The following is an 18,777-nucleotide window of genomic DNA, read 5'->3' on the forward strand; positions in this document are numbered from 1 at the left end:
CTGCGCCAATGGCTGGGACGGCGAACGTGAAGGAATCAAAAGTACATGGCCCTCCCCAAAAGCGGATGAATACGCAGTTCCGCGACGGCGGATAATCCGCCCCGGCATTAAGTCAACTTAATGTGATGCCAATCACGCACGCGCCTGAGGGCGCATGCGATAACCGCGCGGACCGGGATTCATCGGCACCATCACGCCGACAGGGAGCGCATCATGCAGGACGTAACGCAACGCCAATGCAAAGTTGTGTCCGACAGCCGCTGGTCGCTCAGTACCTTCATGGAATTCTATGAGCGGATATTGAGCCCTCGCATTTTCCAGCCTTACGGGAGGCTGCTGGCCGGGGAAATCGCCAGCGACATCGATGCAGGGTTCGCGGTCAAGGACGTGCTGGAAGTGGCATGCGGCACCGGGGTGATCACCGCCAGCCTGTATGAGGATCTTGCGCGGCCACGGGGCTTGCGGCTGGTGGCCAGCGATCTCTCGCAGATTGCGGTGGACATGGCCCGACGTGTCCTGAACCCCGAGATCCAGCAGAACGTTCCGTTGTTGGCCGACGTGGACATGGCAGAGCTTCCATTCGATGACAAGAGCTTCGATGTGATTGTCTGCGGCTTCGGCCTGATGTTCCCGCCCGACAAGGCGCGCGTGGCCAGGGAGTTCCGGCGCGTGCTGCGGCCGGGGGGGCGTGTCTACGCGACGATGTTCCACTACAACCAGCTCTTCGAACTCACCCGCCAGCAATCGCAGCTGCATTTCGGCATGCCTTCCCGGTTGATGGACGCGGCGCTGAGCCTGACCGACCCGTCGCCGATCACCCGCGCCTTCGCGATCGAAGGGCTGTCCCGGGCCAACGACGTGCCTGCTGGGCTGCATCCCCTGTCGTTCTCGCTCGACGCAGCCGGTGCGCGCGAGTTCCTGTTCAATGCCTGCATCCTGCTCGAAGAGTTCAACCAGTGCGACACCCGCACCCGTGAGCACTACCTGGACCTGATGCTGGCGCAGTTCGGCAAGGACGTGCCTGACCAATGCTACCGGGTGGAGGCATGGTTGCTGCGCGGCCAGGCCGATCCCGCCAATGCGGGCACGACGGTGGACATCGCGTCGCCCGACTTCTCGCCGCTGGTGCGCTGCCAGCAGCTGACCCATCGCGCGTCCAGCGCGGGCGTCGAGTGCGCAATCTCCGTGCAGGAGGCACAGGGGCTCGCTGCATTCACCGCTGCCAAGGCGGAGTTCCTGGCTGAGTATCCCGGCTTCCCCGACGCATCGGTAGAGAAGATGCGCAACGAGGAGTACGCACGGCTGGACGAGCAGCACGTCACGTATCTGGATCATGTAGGCGGAACCCTGCCACCCGAAAGCCTGCTCGAACAGGACCTGCAGGCGTTGAAGCACGCAATCCTGGGAAATCCGCATAGCGGATCGAAGGCCTCGCAGGCGGCATACCAGGAGGCGCGGGATGCCATCTACGCCTTCTTTGACTGCTCTCCGGACGAGTACGAAGTGATATTCACTGCGAACGCCAGCAGCGCGATCCGGCTTGTGGCGGAATCGTTTCCGTTCCAACCGTGCACGCAGCTGCTGTTGACCAAGGACAATCACACGTCGGTGCATGGACTGCGCGAATACGCCAGGGCCAAGGGCGCCTCGGTGAAGTACATCCCTCTGGACGACGATCTGCTGCTGCACGACGACCTGATGCGGCGTGCGCTGCAGCGGCTGGGCGACGGCGCCCCACACCTGCTGGCCTTTCCCGCCCAGTCCAACGCGACCGGCGCGCGGCATGACCTCGCCTGGATCGCCCGCGCGCAGGCGCACGGTGCGATGGTGCTGTGCGATGCAGCCGCACTGGTCCCGCAGGCGCGGCTGGATTGCGGCACCCTTCAACCGGATTTTGTGGTGGCCTCGTTCTACAAGATCTTCGGCTACCCCACCGGCGCAGGCTGCCTGCTTGCCCGCCGCTCGTCGCTGCAACTGCTCAGGCCACCGTCCTTTGCCGGTGGCGGAGTCTGCTACTACTCAGGCCCCTGGTCGCCCACCGAGCGGCTGCTGTATCGCGATGCCGGGCAACGTTTTGAGGTGGGAACACCCAACTACGCCGCGTTCCCGGCGATCGCCCGGGGCTTTGCCTTCGTGGCACGAATGGGCGGCGCCGAAGCCCTCGCGCTGCACTCCACTGCACTGGCCCGGTGGATCGAGGTGCGTCTTGCCGCGCTTCGCCATACCGTGCGCGGCGACACACCACTGTGCCGCGTGTACGGCCCGCCGGCACAGCGAAAAGGAGCGACGGTGATGCTCAACTTTTTCGACTGCTATGGCTCGATCGTGCCGCATGCCCGCGTCAAGCACCTCGCCGACCGCTTCGGCATCACCCTGCGCAACGGATGCTTCTGCAACCTCGGAGCTGTCCAGCAGGCAACCTATGCAACTGCGGGTGCCGAGCACTGCGAACTGGACAAGACCGGGAAGATCCTCGACTGCACCGCCTTCGATGAGAAGATCCTGGACAAGGGAGATTGTGGCGCGGTCAGGATTTCATTTGGGCTCGGTTCGAATTTTGCCGACGCCTACCGCTTCCTGATGTTTGCGACCTGCCTCCTGGACACCGACGTTTCTGGTCTTGAAGGTGTGCTCGCCGCGAGTGACCCTGAAGCCGATGCCGGCAGTCCTTGTACCGCTCCTGCCGTGCCGGCCTGACGCTCCACGGCGAGTGCCACCGCCGGCGCGCGACGGCGACGTTGTTCCAGCACGGATGTGTCCAGGCGGGGGCGCTGCGCGGCGCGTGCGTGGCATTCCGGCACACTGGCCGACGCCGCCTGGGCTGCACGCTCACGCTCGCGCACATTGCCCGGGCTGTCACCGGTGATGTCACGGAAGATGCGGCCAAAGGTGCCCAGGCTGCGCCACCCGGTCTGCGCGGCGATTTCGGTCACCGCCAGATCGGTATCACGCAGCAGCGCCACCGCTCGTTCGATGCGGCGGCTGAGCAGATAACGGTGCGGCGGCAGCCCGAAGGCCTGCTTGAACGAGCGGGCGAAGTGCGCCGGCGACACCGCACTGACCTCAGCCAGGCGCGCGACGGGCCATTCCTCATGGCTGGCCCGATCCATCCGGTCCTTGGCGCGCAGCAGGCGCCGGAGCAGTTCGGGGCTCTGGCTCATGGCATTACCGCCCGGGCCAGGTAATGGCGGGCTGCATGCCGCGCCTCGGCGGCCTGCTCGACCAGCCAGTCACGGAATGCAATGACCTTGGCACTGCCACCTCGCGCCGTGGGTGCCACGAACCAGAAGCTGCGACCGTCGCAGGCCACCCCCGGATGCGCCTGCACCAAACGCCCGCTGTCCAGCTCGGCCTGGAACAGGATCGGCGAACCAATGGCGATGCCCTGCCCTGCGATCGCGGCGCCGACATCCAGATGCTCGACGGCAAAGGGCGCGACGAAACTCTCCGGTGCCGGCGGTGGAAGGTCCCCGTGCGCGGCAAACCACAGGGCCCACCAGTCCGGCCGCCCGAGCAGGGGAATTTCCAGCGCGCTGCTGCCCAGCCCACGGGCCGCTGGCAGCAGCGCCGGCGCACACAACGGTGTGAACACGCTGGGAAACAAAGGAGTTGCCTGAAGACCTGGCCATCCACCCTGGCCATTGCGGATGGCCGCATCGAAGTGACCGGCGGCCAGATCCTGCGGCGCTGCCGACAGGTCCAGCTCCAGCACGAACTGCCGGTGGCGGGCGCGGAACGTGCCCAGCCGCGGCGTCAGCCAACTGGTGCCCAGCGTGGGCAGTACAGACAGGCGCAGTCGCGCCGCATCCATGTCTGCGGCGCGCATGAAGCTGGCGCGCAGTGCATCGAATGCCCGGGTGGCCTCCTGGGCGACGCTGGCCCCCGTCGCCGTCAGTTCTACGTGCTGTGCATGGCGCAGGAACAGGCAGGTGCCGGTCTGGGCCTCCAGCCGCCGCACGTGGTAGCTCACCGATGCCGCACTGGTGTCGAGCTCCTCGGCGGCACGCGCGAAGCTGCCCAGCCGCGCCGCCGCCTCGAAGGCACGGATGGCGGCAAGCGATGGCAGCTGGCGTTGGGTGACCATAAGTGTGACTTAGCCTGAGCCCCGATATCTGCGTGGTCAATCCCCCTCCTGTCCGCAACGATGGAGGCACTTTCGACAGGGGATCACGCACATGGATCGACGGCAGTTCCTGGCCACCCTGGCCGCCTCGGCGGCGTCCACTGCCCTGCCCTCCGGGTGGGCCCTGCCCAGCCACAGCAAAGATTGGAAATGGTTGCAGGGCAACTGGCAGGTCCGGCACCGACGCCTGAAGGAGCGCCTGGTCGGCGATACCCGTTGGGAGTCCTTCACCGGTTCCAGTGCGGTCTGGCTCACCCTGGGCGGACTCGGCACCATCGATGACAACGTCATGGCGCTGCCTTCGGGCCCTTACAGGGGCATGGGCGTGCGTGCATTCGATCCGGTGTCTTCCATGTGGTCGATTTGGTGGATCGATGGCCGCAACCCTGCCCGTATCGAAGCCCCCGTGCGTGGCGTTTTCGAGGGCGATGCAGGCAGCTTCCGCGGCACCGACCGGATCGACGGACGCCCCATCGACGTGTGGTTCCGCTGGCATGACATCCACGGCGAGGAGCCGTGGTGGGAGCAGGCGTTCTCCGACGATGCCGGTGCGCACTGGGAAGTGAACTGGCGCAACTGGTTCCGCCGCACTGCTGCGATCCCTTCTCCGCTTCCGAAGCTGCCGGATGCACCGGGCGATTTTGATTTCCTGGTGGGCCATTGGAACGTGCGCCATCGTCGCCTGCGCGCTCGGCTGGCAGGCAGCGATGCGTGGGACGCGTTCAACGGCACCCTGCACAACTGGCCGGTCCTGGGAGGATTCGGCAACGTGGGTGACAACGTGATGGACGTGCCTGCAGCACCGCTGCGCGGCATGGGCATCCGCGCCTGGAATGCGGCGGAGCAGCACTGGCTGAGCTGGTGGCTGGATGGCCGGGAGCCGACCCGGATCGGCGCGCCACTGCGCGGTGGTTTCCAGGCCGGTGTCGGCCGCTTCTTCGGCGAAGACCAGCACGACGGTCGATCCATCCAGACGCGGGTGATCTGGTCACGCATCACGCCGCGTTCGGCGCGCTGGGAACAGGCGGCCTCGGCCGATGGTGGGCGCAGCTGGGAAACCAACTGGGTCAGCGACTTCGAGCGACAGGCATGAAGGCGCAGCTGGCCGTGATGCTGCTGGTTGCTGCGTCGCCTGCCGCGTCTCCATCAAGGGTGCTGCAGATCGTCGGCCCGGCCGAACGCTTTGCCCCGGACGTTGCATCCACGCAGTACGACGAGATTCGACTGACCTTGAGCCCGGACGGAAAAACCGCACTGTGGTTCAGCCGCAACCGGCCCGGCGGTCCGGGTGGGTATGACATCTGGATCTCGCGCAACGATGGGCAGCGCTGGCGGCCGGCGATGCCGGTGCCGTTCAACACGCCGGGGCGCGACTTCGATCCCGCCTTTTCCGCCGATGGCCGCGTGGTGTATTTCTGTTCGGATCGCGCAGGCGGCCAGGGCGGCGACGATCTGTATCGGGTCAGCATGGGAAGCGACGGTCGATTCGGGGAGCCGGTCAATCTTGGCCCGGCAGTGAACAGCGCGGCCGATGAATTCGCGCCGATGCTCTCGCCGGACGGTCGTACGCTGTTGTTCTCCAGCGATCGTGCGGGCGGTGCCGGCGGCCATGACCTCTACAGCGCCACGATGATCGGCGGCGTGGCGCAGCTGGCACGGCCGCTGGCGGGAGACCTCAATACCGCAGCGCAGGAGTTCGATGCCACCTTCCTGGGCGACGGCCGAACGGTGGTGTTTGCCCGCGCCCAGGACTTCGGCAGTGCACCGGTGCGCCAGTTCATTGCCTACGCGCGTGGAGGCCGTTATGACGCAGGCCATGCATTGCCCTCGCCCTTGAACGAGGCCTCCGGCGACAGCTACGGCGCGATGCTGGATGGCTCGCAACCCGGCACCTTGACCTATTCGGCGCGGCGCGCAGACGGTGCAGGGTTGGACCTGTACCGCATCCGCTACCAGATGTCGCGACCTTGAGGGCAGGTGGTGTCGATTTCCAGCGCGCTGGTTCGTCGAGAGGATGAATGCCCCAGGAGAAAATGCAGATGCCCTCCCATCAGTCGCTTGCATGCGCGTGCGGCCAGGTACGCCTGACCGCCACGGGCCAACCCATTGCCACCGTCGAATGCTGCTGCGACAGCTGCCGCAAGGCCGGCGCCATGCTGCAGTCGCTGCCCCGCGCACCGGACGTGCTGGGCCCGCACGGCCAGACGCTCTTCGTAATGCACCGCAAGGATCGCGTCAGCATCGATGCCGGGCATGCCATGCTGCGTGCCTTGCGATTGTCCAGCAGGGGCGGCAGCCGCCGCGTGCTGGCCGGCTGCTGCAATACGCCGCTGTTCCTGGAGTTCAGCGGTGGCCATTGGCTGAGCCTGCATGGCCTGTTGTGGCCGGCGTCGGCAAGACCCGCCGTGGAGATGCGGACGATGGTCAGTGATCTTCCTGACCCGTCTGTCCTTCCGGACGATGTGCCGAACCTGAAGACCCACTCGCTGCGGTTCTACGCCCGCCTGATGAAGGCGTGGATCGCCATGGGCTTCCGCAGCCCGCGCATCGAAGTCGCGGGAGATACCCATGTCTGAGCCCGAGCGGATCGAGATCGAGAGCATCACCACGCCCGGGCACATCCAGCGCGTGGATCGCGCCAAGTACCTCGCCATGCGCCATGCTTTGCTGCGAGCCCTGCCTTCGCAACCGCCCGGCCTGACCGTTGCGCAGGCAAAACAGGCACTGCTGCCACATCTGCCCGCCGCGCTGTTCCCGGCAGGTGCCACCGCCGGCTGGTGGTTGAAGGCCGTGCAGCTGGACCTGGAAGCCAAGGGCGTGATCGAGCGCGTCGCGGGCAAGCCGTTGCGCCTGTTCAAGCACCTCGCGGCCGGCTGATCAGCGCTGCGCAGGCAGCTCCAGCCGGTGCTTGCGGCACAGCCGATACACCGTGACCCGCGATATCTGCATCTGCCGCGCGCACTCGGAGACGTTGTAGCCGGTCTGGCGCAGGGTCTGCAGTAGTACATCGCGCTCGGCCTGGCCGCGCGCGTCGTGCAGCATCGCCGCGGGCAGGACCGCTGCCAATGCGCCCAGCTCCAGGTCACGCTCACTGATCAGCTCGCCTTCGGCCATGATCGCTGCGCGCTGCACACGGTTCAGCAGTTCGCGTACGTTGCCGGGCCAGTCGAAGCGCCGCATGGCCTGTACTGCGGCCGGTGCAAAGCCGCGTGCACGCACGCTGTGGCGCAACCGGAAGCAGCGCAGGAAGTGCTCGGCCAGCAGCTGCACGTCGGCACCGCGCTCGCGCAGCGGCGGCATCAGCAGGCGCAGCACATTCAGGCGGTAGTAGAGATCGCTGCGGAACCGCCCCTGCGCCACCGCGTGTTCCAGTTCGACGTGGGTCGCGGCAAGTACTCGCACGTCCGCGCGCAGCGGCTGGCTGCTGCCCACGCGCTCGAAGGTCCCCTCCTGCAGCACGCGCAGCAGGCTGGTCTGCGCTTCTGCCGGCAGATCGCCTACCTCATCAAGAAACACCGTACCGCCATGGGCGGATTCGAACACACCGATCTGCCGCTTGTCGGCACCGGTGAACGAGCCACGTTCGTGGCCGAACAGCTCCGACTGCACCAGGCTGGCCGGAATCGCACCACAGTTCACCGCAATGAAAGGCCTGCCGGCGCGCCCCGACAGCGCATGCAGCGCATGTGCAGCCAGTTCCTTGCCTGTACCGGTTTCGCCGGTGACCAGCACCGGCAGTTCCACCGGCGCGAACTTGTGCAGCACCGTGCGCACCGCATGCAGCGCAGCGCTTTCGCCAATCAGTGCATGCGGTCCATACCCACTGCAGGTTGCATCGACAGGCGGATCATCCGCATCGAACTGCTGGCGCATTGCGCAGACCAGGTCCTGAAGGCCGAACGGCAGCGTGAAGCGCGCGCCACATCGCTGCAGCAACGGCAGCCAGGCCGGCGATGTGGGTCCGGCGCCCGGTGGCAGTACCGCCAGCCAGGGCAGATGCTGGTGCTGCTCGATCCACGGTTCCAGCAGCTGCAGCGACGCCGCATCGAGATGGCGCAGATCGAGTACGGCGAGCAATCGATCACGCCCACGCAGGCCTATCGCCATGGCGGGATCGGGATGGATGCTGCGCACATACCAGCCTGCTGCCGCCAGCGCACTGCGCTCGTTCGCCAACGGCTCGCCAAACCAGAGCACGCAACGTGACGTAGAAGCCTCCGGGACCGCTGCCATGCTTCCCCCAGCATCCGGACACCGTCGGCGGACTGTCAGGCAATCGCCGGCGTGCCGCCCCCCGCCGGGACCTCTACGGCCACCGGGGCGGCCTTTGTTGGGCGGATCCTAGCGCTTCCCTAAACGGCGGCGCAATGAGCAATGCGTCAAGAAATTCGTGGCTGAACCGGCACCGTTGCAGACGGCGGCGCCACCTGTAACACCCATGCAACAGTTGCCCGCCGCCCTTGCCCTGCGGTGCCTGGGGCTTCGAAATCCCAACGATTCCCCGACGTGCCTGTAACACCGTGGCAGCAGCCCGGTCAGGTGCTGCACGGTCCCGACATTGGCGGGTGGGCACTTCCAGGTTGGCACGGTTGATGCGTGGTTCCGCCGCACCCATCGCGGGAGATCGGCATGGACGGCACCACCCTGATTCGCGGCCTGGCCGCAGCACTGGCAATCGCCCTGCTGTCGGTTGGCGCGGGCGCATCCGCGTCCGGCGCCCGCCAGGGCGTGAAGGCACAGCCGGGCGAAATCGTCCTGTTGCGGGACGTCTCCGCGCGGCCGGCCTATCGCATGGCACCACCGGGCATGGCCCTGATTGCCGACCCGAAGCCACAGCGCGAGATCGCCACCGCATTGGGCGCCGGTGGCACGACGAACGGCATGGACGAGTTGAGCGATGAGGACTATGCCGGCATGGGTGCCGGCCAGGCAGCGTCCGTCGCGACACCGGGCGGCACTACCGTTGAACGGGTCACCCAGCAGGCCCTGGGCGGCACGCTTGGCCGCGGTGGTGATGGCATGGTCGGCAGCAACCTCGGGGGCGCCATGAGCGGTCCGCTTGGTGCGGTCGGCAGCAGCACCCGCGGTATCGCCGATACCGTGCGCGGCGCACTGGCCCAGTTCCCCCTGCAGGGCACGGCCCCGGCAGGTGGAAAATGAAGGCCCTGCACGGCTTGCTTCTGCTGCTCGCTGCCGCGCCCTGGGCCACCCGGGCCGATGACTACGGCGGCATGCTCGCCTATCTCGACGTGGCCCGCATCGACGGCCACGCACTGGCCGGGGCGACGGGTGCCATCGCCGTCAACCAGGCCGCCGGCGACCTCAACGTGCAGGCCAACCTGCGGGGTATCGCCAAGGGCGATCGCGCCGACGTGGCGATCAATGCCCGGCAACTGCAGCAGGGCAACCGCGTGCTGTCCGGGCCGCTGCAGGCCACCGCGTTCATTGGCGGTGACGCACTGGCCGGTGCCAGTGGCATCGCATCCATCAACCAGGCCAGCGGCATCGCCAACACGACGCTCAACGTCGTCAGCGCGACGCTGGCCCGACAGGGCATACGCGAAACCGACGATACGGCCTTGGCCGCCGAGGGTTCCGCGTTGGCAGGGGGGCGGGACGACACCGGTCGCGGCGTCGCGACGGGCACCCGCAGCGCCGGTGTAGCCAGCACCGCACTGCGGGGATTCGACGGGGTCCTGCAACTCAATCAAATCGCGGGCAACGGCAACGACACGGCCAACGTACTGGGCCTGGTCGTGCAGGACCGCCCGTGACAACCACCCAACCGATGCACCACCTGATGAGAGAGAGGGCACCATGAAAGCGACCGTCAAACAGACCATGCTCGCCATGGCGATTGCCACTGCCTCGACCGCCGCTGCGGCCAATGGCTGGGACAACCAGAACGCCAACGCGAACATCAACCACAACCACACCGTCAGCGAGACCCGCAACGACACGCACAACCACACCGACAACGACGTGCGCAACCGCACCGTCAACGTCAATGTGCAGAAGCACAGCAACATCCAGGCCGACGAACGCAAGGAAAAGAACAACCACGGCGTCGACGTGAACCTGGAGAAGGACCTGCGCCTGAGCACCGACATCAATTTCTCCGGCGACCCGAACATCACCGGCGACATCGACCTCGACTCGGCGGCCATTGCCGTGATCGACAACCGGCAGTCGATCAGCAACAACGCCACCAGCAACAGCCTGGTCACCAACAGCGCGTCGATCGGTGACAGCGTCGGCGCCGGTGCCTCGGGCAATCTGGGCTTCAATGTCGTCTCCGGCGACAACAATGCGCAGGACAACGCGGCCTCACTATCTGCGGCCGATGCGTCCTTCAGCTTCGGCATGGCCGACGCCGAGGTGTTCGTCAACCAGGCCGGCTTCGGCAACGCCACCATGAACTCCGGTGTCACCAACGCCGCAGGTCTCAGCGGCAACGCCTTTGGCGGCGCGTCCGGCAACATCGGCGTGAACATCGCCTCGGGCAACAACAATGAGCAGAAGAACGCGCTCGCGGCCTCGGTCGCGACCACGGCGGTGGCCCAGTCGAGCATCAGCTCCAACCAGGTCTCCACCGGCAACACGGTCAGCAACGCCGGCTTCGTGCAGTCCTACACCGATACCGTGCAGGTCGGCATGCGTGGCGGCGTCAGCGGCCTGACACTGGCCTATGGCGCGGGCAGCTACCGCGGCACCGGCAACGCCTACCAGATGGCCAACTACTACCTGGATACGTGGAGTGGCGAGCTGCCGCACCCGGGTGGCAACAGCACCGGCCATATCGATCTGGACAACCAGATCCAGAACGCCACGATGAACCCCAACCGGCCGGGGGTGGGCGGCCTGGGCTTCGATACGCGTGAGAGTGGCACCAGCCAGTTCGTCGAACTGGGCGTGGCTGACCTGTATGCCAGCCTCAGCGGCACGGTCAGCACCACGCGCTGGGTGAACGTCAATGCGACCAACACCTCGGCCTTGTCCGGCAGTGCCTTCTCGGGCGCCTCCGGCAACATCGGCGTGAACGTTGCTGCGGGCACCGGCAACCTGCAGGCCAACAGCCTGGCCCTGGCAGTGGCCCAGCCCAGCACCGGCGGCGGTGGTGGCAGCGGCGAGTAAGCGCAACACCCCGGCCGTCCGCCAATGGCCGGGTCCCCGGGAGCCCCTGTTCCTCCTCCCCCTTGGGACAGGGGCTCCCCCCTGCTGCCGGAGAACGTAGATGATCCGTTGCCCTCCATCGATGCGCCTGCTGGCCTTCCTGTTGCTGATGGGCACCGCATCGGCATGGGCGGGCGAGGTCCACTTCGCCGGCGTGCTGCCCAATGGCGCGCTGCTGCAGCAGAAGGTGGAAAGCATGCAGGAGCGGCGCTACCGCAACGTGGTGCGCCAGCACACCGATTACAGCTGCGGGGCGGCCGCATTGGCGACCATCCTGCGCCATGCCTATCACCTGCAGACCGACGAAGCGACGGTGATCGAAGGAATGATGGGGGTTTCCGATCCAGCGCTGGTGGCCGAACGCGGCTTCTCCCTGCTCGACATCAAGCGCTACGTGGAATCGCTGGGCATGCGTGGCCGGGGCTACCGCATCGATGAAACACGACTGCGCACCCTCCGCGTGCCAGGACTGGTGCTGATGGATGTGCGCGGCTTCCGCCATTTCGTGGTGCTCAAGCAGGTCCGCAACGGCATCGTGGAAGTGGCCGACCCGATCCTCGGCAACCGCAGCCTGGCGCTGCCGGAGTTCCTGGCTGCCTGGCCATCTCGCGCGGTCTTCGTGGTGATCGGCAGCGACTTCGATCGCAACACCGTTCTTCTGCAACCCAGCGAACGGCCAAGTGCCCGCGCGCTCTATGCGCGGCAAGGGCCGATCACCGATGCCGAACTGGTCGACTTCGGCTTCAGCCACGCCGACCTGTTCTGAGGAGGTACGACCATGTTCCGTCAACACGTATGGATGGCTCTGCTGCTGATGGCCCCTGCCCTGCCCCTGCAGGCCGCCGACGGCAGGACCGGGCGTGGACTCACGGAAATCCCCGACCCGGAGCTGAGCCTGATGCGGGGGCGCTACACCGTGTGTGGCAACAACGTTGCCTGGTTCGGGGTCACCATGGTGTCGCAGTGGCAGGCCAGCAACGGCACGACCCTGCAGGGCAGCCTGACCCTGGGCATGGACTTCCGTGGTGGTGGCGCGCCGAAGCTCAGCTTCCAGCCCAGCGTGCATGTCACGGCAGCCGATGCGCCGCTGCCCGATACCCACGGACGCAGCATCGACAGCAGCGGCCTGGCCAACGCCAGCGGCCTGGTGCAGAGCGTGCAGGTGGCCGGCGATGGCAATGTCGCGCGCAACGTCACCACGCTGACCGTCCGCGAGGGTGGTGTGCCGGCTGTTCTCTCTGATGGCGCAGGCAACATCACCGCGCAGCAGGCCGGCGCCAGCGCGACGGCCGTGCTGGAAGGCAACCAAGCACGCCTGCTGCTGCAGGTGGATGGCCAGGGGCTGGTGCAGCAGTGGATCCGCAATGGCAGCGTCGGCCAGGGCATCGCCCTCGCTGGTGACGGCCAGATCGCCAGCAACCAGCTGCGGCTGGAGCTGGTGCGCAACGCCGTGGGCGGCAACCTGCCGTTGAGCCAGAACGTGGCCCAGGCGATTGCGTTGAACCGCGGCATGGGGCCGGGCCAGTAGCAGGGCCTGGCATTGGGGGAAACGCTCCACAACGCAGGACACGAACATGCACACCCTGATGAGAATCACCCCGTTGGCGTTGGCGGCGCTGGCGGGCACCGCCCTTGCCGCGCCGCCGACGTCTGACGATGGCGCAGACGTGCAGGCCCTGGCCAACCAGCTGGAACAGCTGAAAGCCAACTACGCACAGGAAGTGCGGCGGCTGCGCGAACTGGACATGCAGGTGCAGGCCATGCAGGCACGCTTGGGCGGGCGGGTGGGCCCAGCCTCGACCCCACCGGCCGCGCCATTGGCGCAGGCGGCGGCCGCCGCGGTTCCACCGAGCAGCGAGGGCTACGCCAGTACCGCTGCCGAGGCCCAACAGGCCAAGCAGGAGTCGCGGCGCAGCGTGGACGACGTGAAGCAGCAGCAATCGGCCCTGTTCTCCCGTCGCTTCACCATCGAGAACAGCCTCACCTACGCCCGCTATGACCGCAAGCAGCTCACCCTCAACGGCTTCCTCGCGTTGGACGCCATCTTCCTCGGCAATATCGCCATCGAGAACGTGGAGTCCGACTCGCTGACCTATAACGTGGCGGCCCGCTGGGGCGTCAGCCCGAACCTGACCCTCAACCTGGATGTGCCCTACCTGGCGCGGCGCACCGTATACCAGAAAGGCGGCGCCGGCGGTGCAGCGGCCGCCATCGCGCAGGAGCAGACCAACGGCAATGGCCTGGGCGACATTGGCCTGAGCGCGAACTACCGGCTGTTCGGCGAACGCGGCTGGCGCCCGGAGACCGTGCTCACGGCCGGTGTCACCGCCCCCACCGGGCGCGCGCCCTACGGCCTGGACTGGAAGGTGATCGAGCGCGATGACGACGACTACATCCGCTTCGCCGTGCCGCGCGAGCAACCCACCGGCAACGGCGTATGGCAGGCCAACCTCGGCCTGTCGATGGTGAAGACCGCCGACCCGGCCATCCTGTTCGCCAACATCGGGTACGTACACTCCATCCCTCGCGGCTTCAGCGACATCGACAGCAATCCGGATACGGTCAATCCGGGCGACGTGAAGCTGGGCGGCTCGGTGTACTTCGGTGCCGGAGTTGCCTTTGCGTTCAATGAACGCACCAGCCTGAGCCTGTCCTTCAGCGACCGCATCAGCGCCCGCGCCTCCACCCGCTTCCAGGGTGGCAAGTGGATGAAGGTGATCGGCAGTGACGCCAATGCGGCATCACTGAATCTGGGCGTGACCTATGCGTTGAACCAGCACACCACGCTGGTGACGTTGCTGGGCATCGGACTGACCCCGGATGCGCCGGACTTCACGTTGGCGTTCAAGATTCCTTACATGCTCTAGCGGCCACTGCCCATGGCATGATGGGCGATCTGCGGCCAGCGGACGTCCATCATGCGCATCGGATTCCTGGGACTTGGAGTGATGGGAACGCCCATGGCGGCCCATCTGGCTCGCGCAGGTTACGAGGTATGCGGCTGGTCGCGCTCCGACCGCAACCATGCGGCCGCGCGCACCGCCGGCATCAACGTCTGCGAGGCGGTGGACGAGGTATTCGCGGCCTGCGACACCCTCATCCTGATGCTGGCCAATGACGATGCCATCGACAGCGTGCTCGATCGGCATGGCGCGGCGTTTGGCGAGCGGGTCGAGGACCGCCTGCTGATCAACATGGGTACCAGCTCGGCAGCGTACTCACAGGCGCTGGCCGAACAGATCCGCGCCGCGGGCGGCCGCTACGTGGAAGCGCCGGTGTCTGGCTCACGCGTGCAGGCCGAAGCGGCGCAGCTGGTGATCCTGCTGGCCGGTGCCGATGTCGACCTCGCGGCAGCCGCCCCACTGGTTGCACCGATGGGCAGGCAAACGGTGTGCTGTGGTGCAGTGCCGTCCGCACTGCGCATGAAACTGGCGGTGAACCTGTACCTGATCACCTTGGTCACCGGCTTGGCCGAAGCGGTGTACTTCGCCGAAGCACACGGCATCGAGCTTGATCGCTTCGCGCAGGTGCTCAACGCAGGGCCGATGGCCAGCGAAGTATCGCGAATCAAGCTGGACAAAATGATCCGTGGTGACTTCAGCGTGCAGGCGTCGATCACCGACGTGCGCAAGAACAGTGGGCTGGTAGCCGCTGCCGCCCATGAGGTGGGCATGCATGCGCCCTTGATCGACGCCAGCGACGCGCTGTTCGCACAGGCACTGGCGTCCGGATCGGGGGCGCTGGACATGGCGGCCGTGCTGCAGGCGGTACGGGCCGGGCCAACCGGCACTGGCCGGCGCTGATCCGGATTCATGTTCCGGCACTACTGCCGTCCTCCACCGCTGCTATATTCAGTCCAGCTCGGCAGGCATGGTGCCTGCCTTCGAATCACAGGGAGTTGGTCATGGGTCTGGTACAGGCGGTGAAGGGTGCGGTTGGCGGTGTGCTGGCCGACCAGTGGAAGGACTTCTACACCGTGCCGGCGGGCCTGCCGTCCACGGCCGCCCTGTTCGCGGCGGTGCCGCAGGACACCAATGCCGGCCGCGGCTCCAACACCAGCGGCTCGTCCAACATCATCAGCAACGGCTCGAAGATCATCGTGCCGGAGGGCTACGGCCTGCTGCTGTTCCAGGACGGCGCGATCACCGCGTTCGTCGCCGAACCGGGTGGCTACGAGTGGCGCTCGGACGATCTGAACTCGCAGTCGATCTTCGCCGGCGACGGCCTGGTCAGCACCTTCATCAAGCAGAGCTGGGAACGCTTCAAGTTTGGCGGCCAGCCGGGTTCGCAGCAGGCGGCCTATTTCGTCTCGCTGAAGGAACTGCCGGACAACCGCTTCGGCACCCAGTCGGAAATCTACTGGGACGACGGTTTCCTCAACACCCAGGTAGGCGCGGTCACCCGTGGCTCGTACACGCTGAAGATCGTCGACCCGATCCTGTTTGTGAAGAACTTCGTGCCGGCCAGCTACCTGCAGCCGGGCCAGGTGTTCGACTTCACCGATCTGGACAACGCCGCCGCCAGCCAGCTGTTCAATGAAGTGGTCGGTTCGCTGGCGCCGGCCTTCAGCCTGTATACCAACGATCCGGGCAAGGGCAACCGCATCACCAAGCTGCAGCAGGACTCGCTGGGCTTCGCGCAGAGCCTGTCGGCCGCCGTCGAACAGGGTTACCAGTGGAAGTCCGACCGCGGCCTGGCCATCGTCAAGACCGCCATCGTCTCGATCGAGTACGACGCCAACACCCGCGAGCTGCTGAAGACCGTGCAGCGCGCCGATGCGCTGTCCGGTTCGCGCGGCAATTCCAACCTGCAGGCCAGCGTCGCCCAGGGCATCCAGTCGGCCGGCGAAAACGGCGGCGCGGCAGGTCTGGTCGGTGTCGGCATGGCGTCTGGCATGTTCGGTGTCGGCGGCATGCAGCAGCCGGCCACCCCGGCGGCCGACGATCCGGTCGCCAAGCTGAAGAAGGCCAAGGAAATGCTCGATCTGGGCTTGATCACCCAGAGCGATTACGACGCGCTCAAGGCCAAGGCACTGGGCCTGTAACGGCAGGACGTACACCCAACATGTCCGATCCCCGAAACGGCCCACCGCCGCTGCCCGGATCCGCGCCCGCGACGCCGCCACCCTTGCCGGCGGCGTCGTTGGATGGGCCCGGTTCGCCGCAGGACGTCCCTCCCCTGCCCGGCAGCTTCCCGCTGGACACCTCCAAACTGCCCCAGGCCATCCGCGATGAAGTGGAAGCGCCCGATCCTGTGGCCATCGATACCTCGGCCAGCGAGCTGAAGGACGGTCTCAACCGCTGCCCGAAGTGCGGCGCAACCGACATCCGGCCGAAGGCCGGGACCGATATCCTGGTCTGCCTGTACTGCCGTCACGAATGGCATGGCGCGCGGGTCGAGGAAGAATTCGGCCTTGGCGAAGCCATCGACCAGCTGCGCGGTACGGTCATCGCCTCTGGCGCACGTGACATCGATGCCGACACCTCGGCACTGATGACGTTCAAATGCACCGGTTGCGGCGCCGAAGTCACGGTCAATACCGAGAGTACGATGACGGCGCGCTGCCACTGGTGCCGCCACGTCTTCGGCGTCAACGAGCAGATCGCCAACGGCGCGGTGCCCGATGCGGTGCTGCCCTTCCATATCAAGAAGGACGATGCGGTCGCGCGCATCCGCCAGTTCGTCGACAAGCGCCGCATGTTCGCGCTGAAGGCATTCAAGGACCAGTTCACCCCGGAAAACGTGGTGGGCGTGTTCCTGCCCTACATGATCGTCGACAGCAATGTCAGCGCGGCTGTGGCCGGCAAGGGCGAGATCCAGACCCGGCAGTACACCGTGGGCAGCGAGAAGAACAAGCGCACCCTGTATGACGCCGACGTCTACCAGGTCGAACGCCAGGTCGATTTCACCGTGGATGACCTGCCACTGGAATCCTCGGCCGAGCGCGGGAATCTTGATATCCGCGCCAACACCAACAACATCATCAACACTATCCTGCCATTCGATACCAAGAACGCGGTGAAGTGGAATGCCTCGTACCTTGCTGGCTTCACTTCGGAGAAGCGCAACCTGGACGTGGAGAAGCTGCGGCCGCGACTGGAAGACCAGCTGCTGTCGATTGCCCGCGCACAGGTGGAAGGTTCGGTGAAGCGCTACAACCGTGGCGTGCGCTGGGAGCAGGAACAACTGGAGGTGCATGGCACCCGCTGGGTGTCGATGTACCTGCCGGTGTGGTTGTATTCGTACCACCAGCCCGGCAGGAACGGCGGCATGCTGCACTACATCGCAGTGAACGGCCGTACCGGCGAAACCATGGGCAGCGTGCCCGTGCAGCAATGGAAGATGCTGCTGGCGGCCCTGGCCACCGGCACCGTCATTGAAGCCCTCGCAATTGCCTTCCTGGTGGCATCGACATGAGTGACGACAGTGGCCTCTGGCTGTTGGCGGCAGGTCCAGCCGGCGCGACCGCGCTGTACTGGGCGCTGTACCGCTATTACCGCAACACCGACAAATCGCACTCCTTCGAGCACGAGACCGAAATCGAGGCACAGCCCGTGACCGGTTCGGACCAGCAGGTGGGCCGGGTCACCGGCACCGAGGAGAAGCGCATCCGCGGTGACAACGTGTATGAGTACCGGAAACGGGTGGTGAGGGTGAAGCCCGATCAGTAGAGCCAGGCCGCCTGGCTGCGGGTAATGCCGGCCGCTGGCCGGCACTCCTTCGGTCTCTGAGCGTCAAAGGGGAGCCGGCCAGCGGCCGGCACTACCCTTCAGCGGACAGCACCTACCCTTGGCTGGCTTGCCTCAGGGCGCGCCCTCACACCGTCTCCCACCCCACCGGTTCGATACTCGCGCGATCCACCCTTCCGAGGATCCTGCGATGGCTGCCCTGCTTGCCTGTAGCTGCCTGTCGGCGCTGTACTTCCTGGCCCTGCCCGCCCTTGCCCAGGACGCCTCGTTCGGCTTCGGCGAACAGACCACCCGCACCGACCAGGCCACCCAATCGAGCAGCACAGAGACCCGGACCAGTGGCTCGGTGACCACCCAGACCACCACCAGCGGCAGCTCGCAGTCCGAATCACGCAGCGAAAGCAAAGAGATCGACGTCGGCTTCGGTTTCCACGACGACAACGACGACTGGAGCCATGACCGCCACCGCGGCGACCGCGATGTGCGCGACAGCGATCTGTTCGGCAGCTGGACGCTGGGCCAGGAGAACGGCAGCACCTGCACCATCGAGCTGAAGAACAGTGAGTGGTTCGGTGGCTACAGCGCCTACGTGCCTGCCGGCTGCCCGGACGGATTCTTCTCGGCCAACCGCTGGGTGCTGTCGGGCAACCAGCTGCTGCTGACCGATACCAGCAATACGGTCTTCGGGCGTTTTCGCGCGTCGGGAGGTGGGCGTTGGACGGGCTACCGTGAATCGGATGGGGCACGTTTGTATCTCAATCCCAAGGGGCACTGATCGCATCGTGCACACAG

The 18,777-nt window shown here is 66.3% G+C and carries 18 protein-coding genes and 1 pseudogene; 16 read left to right on the forward strand and 3 right to left on the reverse strand.

Annotated features, from left to right (window positions below; genetic code table 11):
• The first annotated feature begins 213 nt into the window (after nucleotides 1-213).
• The gene (locus GOC52_RS10970; RefSeq protein WP_238794393.1) at nucleotides 214-2,697 is read left to right on the forward strand and encodes an aminotransferase class V-fold PLP-dependent enzyme; all 2,484 of its coding nucleotides are present in this window, start codon (nucleotides 214-216) and stop codon (nucleotides 2,695-2,697) included.
• Between the two features lie 20 nt (nucleotides 2,698-2,717).
• On the opposite strand, the pseudogene GOC52_RS20855 reads toward GOC52_RS10970, so the two are convergent.
• Nucleotides 2,718-3,161, reverse strand: a pseudogene (locus GOC52_RS20855) (helix-turn-helix domain-containing protein); the annotation flags it as partial.
• Nucleotides 3,158-4,084 (reverse strand): LysR substrate-binding domain-containing protein, encoded by a 927-nt coding sequence (locus tag GOC52_RS10980; protein WP_191849399.1) that lies wholly within the window; start codon nucleotides 4,082-4,084, stop codon nucleotides 3,158-3,160. The gene GOC52_RS10980 and the pseudogene GOC52_RS20855, both read right to left, overlap by 4 nt.
• A gap of 91 nt (nucleotides 4,085-4,175) precedes the next feature.
• On the opposite strand from GOC52_RS10980, the gene GOC52_RS10985 reads away from it, so the two are divergent.
• The 4 genes from GOC52_RS10985 to GOC52_RS11000 all read left to right on the forward strand — a co-directional run bounded on the left by GOC52_RS10985 (nucleotide 4,176) and on the right by GOC52_RS11000 (nucleotide 7,000).
• The gene (locus tag GOC52_RS10985; protein WP_191849401.1) at nucleotides 4,176-5,216 is read left to right on the forward strand and encodes a hypothetical protein; all 1,041 of its coding nucleotides are present in this window, start codon (nucleotides 4,176-4,178) and stop codon (nucleotides 5,214-5,216) included.
• Nucleotides 5,213-6,094, forward strand: coding sequence for a TolB family protein (locus GOC52_RS10990; RefSeq protein WP_191849403.1), 882 nt, complete (start codon nucleotides 5,213-5,215; stop codon nucleotides 6,092-6,094). The genes GOC52_RS10985 and GOC52_RS10990 overlap by 4 nt, the downstream gene beginning before the upstream one ends.
• Before the next feature lie 62 nt (nucleotides 6,095-6,156).
• Nucleotides 6,157-6,699 carry a GFA family protein gene (locus GOC52_RS10995; RefSeq protein WP_043396012.1) on the forward strand — a complete coding sequence of 181 codons (543 nt, stop codon included), beginning with the start codon at nucleotides 6,157-6,159 and terminating at the stop codon, nucleotides 6,697-6,699.
• Nucleotides 6,692-7,000 carry a DUF6958 family protein gene (locus GOC52_RS11000; protein ID WP_019659776.1) on the forward strand — a complete coding sequence of 103 codons (309 nt, stop codon included), beginning with the start codon at nucleotides 6,692-6,694 and terminating at the stop codon, nucleotides 6,998-7,000. The genes GOC52_RS10995 and GOC52_RS11000 overlap by 8 nt, the downstream gene beginning before the upstream one ends.
• On the opposite strand, the gene GOC52_RS11005 is transcribed toward GOC52_RS11000, so the two are convergent.
• Nucleotides 7,001-8,356 (reverse strand): sigma-54 dependent transcriptional regulator, encoded by a 1,356-nt coding sequence (locus GOC52_RS11005; RefSeq protein WP_019659777.1) that lies wholly within the window; start codon nucleotides 8,354-8,356, stop codon nucleotides 7,001-7,003.
• A 396-nt stretch (nucleotides 8,357-8,752) separates the two neighbouring features.
• Between GOC52_RS11005 and GOC52_RS11010 the strand changes: the two genes are divergently transcribed.
• The 11 genes from GOC52_RS11010 (at nucleotide 8,753) to GOC52_RS11060 (ending at nucleotide 18,760) form a co-directional block, all read left to right on the forward strand.
• Complete coding sequence (locus GOC52_RS11010) at nucleotides 8,753-9,283, forward strand: hypothetical protein (RefSeq protein WP_054171815.1); 531 nt, start codon at nucleotides 8,753-8,755, stop codon at nucleotides 9,281-9,283.
• Nucleotides 9,280-9,897: a hypothetical protein gene (locus tag GOC52_RS11015; protein WP_010485539.1), complete on the forward strand. Its 618-nt coding sequence runs from the start codon at nucleotides 9,280-9,282 to the stop codon at nucleotides 9,895-9,897. Before GOC52_RS11010 ends, GOC52_RS11015 begins: the two co-directional genes overlap by 4 nt.
• A gap of 43 nt (nucleotides 9,898-9,940) precedes the next feature.
• Nucleotides 9,941-11,257: an adhesin gene (locus tag GOC52_RS11020; protein ID WP_191849405.1), complete on the forward strand. Its 1,317-nt coding sequence runs from the start codon at nucleotides 9,941-9,943 to the stop codon at nucleotides 11,255-11,257.
• A 100-nt stretch (nucleotides 11,258-11,357) separates the two neighbouring features.
• Entirely contained in the window at nucleotides 11,358-12,062 is a 705-nt protein-coding gene (locus GOC52_RS11025; protein WP_019659781.1) for a C39 family peptidase, read from the forward strand.
• 12 nt (nucleotides 12,063-12,074) lie between these two features.
• Nucleotides 12,075-12,824 carry a hypothetical protein gene (locus tag GOC52_RS11030; RefSeq protein WP_191849406.1) on the forward strand — a complete coding sequence of 250 codons (750 nt, stop codon included), beginning with the start codon at nucleotides 12,075-12,077 and terminating at the stop codon, nucleotides 12,822-12,824.
• Nucleotides 12,825-12,870: 46 nt separating this feature from the next.
• Entirely contained in the window at nucleotides 12,871-14,163 is a 1,293-nt protein-coding gene (locus GOC52_RS11035; RefSeq protein WP_191849409.1) for a transporter, read from the forward strand.
• Between the two features lie 27 nt (nucleotides 14,164-14,190).
• Nucleotides 14,191-15,099 (forward strand): NAD(P)-dependent oxidoreductase, encoded by a 909-nt coding sequence (locus tag GOC52_RS11040; protein ID WP_258306715.1) that lies wholly within the window; start codon nucleotides 14,191-14,193, stop codon nucleotides 15,097-15,099.
• Nucleotides 15,100-15,200: 101 nt separating this feature from the next.
• Complete coding sequence (locus GOC52_RS11045; protein ID WP_191849411.1) at nucleotides 15,201-16,340, forward strand: SPFH domain-containing protein; 1,140 nt, start codon at nucleotides 15,201-15,203, stop codon at nucleotides 16,338-16,340.
• A 20-nt stretch (nucleotides 16,341-16,360) separates the two neighbouring features.
• A complete protein-coding gene (locus GOC52_RS11050) occupies nucleotides 16,361-17,713 on the forward strand; it encodes a TFIIB-type zinc ribbon-containing protein (RefSeq protein ID WP_191849412.1) in 1,353 nt (450 codons plus the stop codon).
• Nucleotides 17,710-17,967, forward strand: a complete 258-nt coding sequence (locus tag GOC52_RS11055; RefSeq protein ID WP_046983345.1) for a hypothetical protein — start codon at nucleotides 17,710-17,712, stop codon at nucleotides 17,965-17,967. Before GOC52_RS11050 ends, GOC52_RS11055 begins: the two co-directional genes overlap by 4 nt.
• 208 nt (nucleotides 17,968-18,175) lie before the next feature.
• Nucleotides 18,176-18,760: an AprI/Inh family metalloprotease inhibitor gene (locus GOC52_RS11060; protein ID WP_049455165.1), complete on the forward strand. Its 585-nt coding sequence runs from the start codon at nucleotides 18,176-18,178 to the stop codon at nucleotides 18,758-18,760.
• Nucleotides 18,761-18,777: the final 17 nt, after the last annotated feature.

This window comes from Stenotrophomonas sp. SXG-1 (assembly GCF_014083965.1).
Taxonomy (GTDB): Bacteria; Pseudomonadota; Gammaproteobacteria; order Xanthomonadales; family Xanthomonadaceae; genus Stenotrophomonas; species Stenotrophomonas geniculata.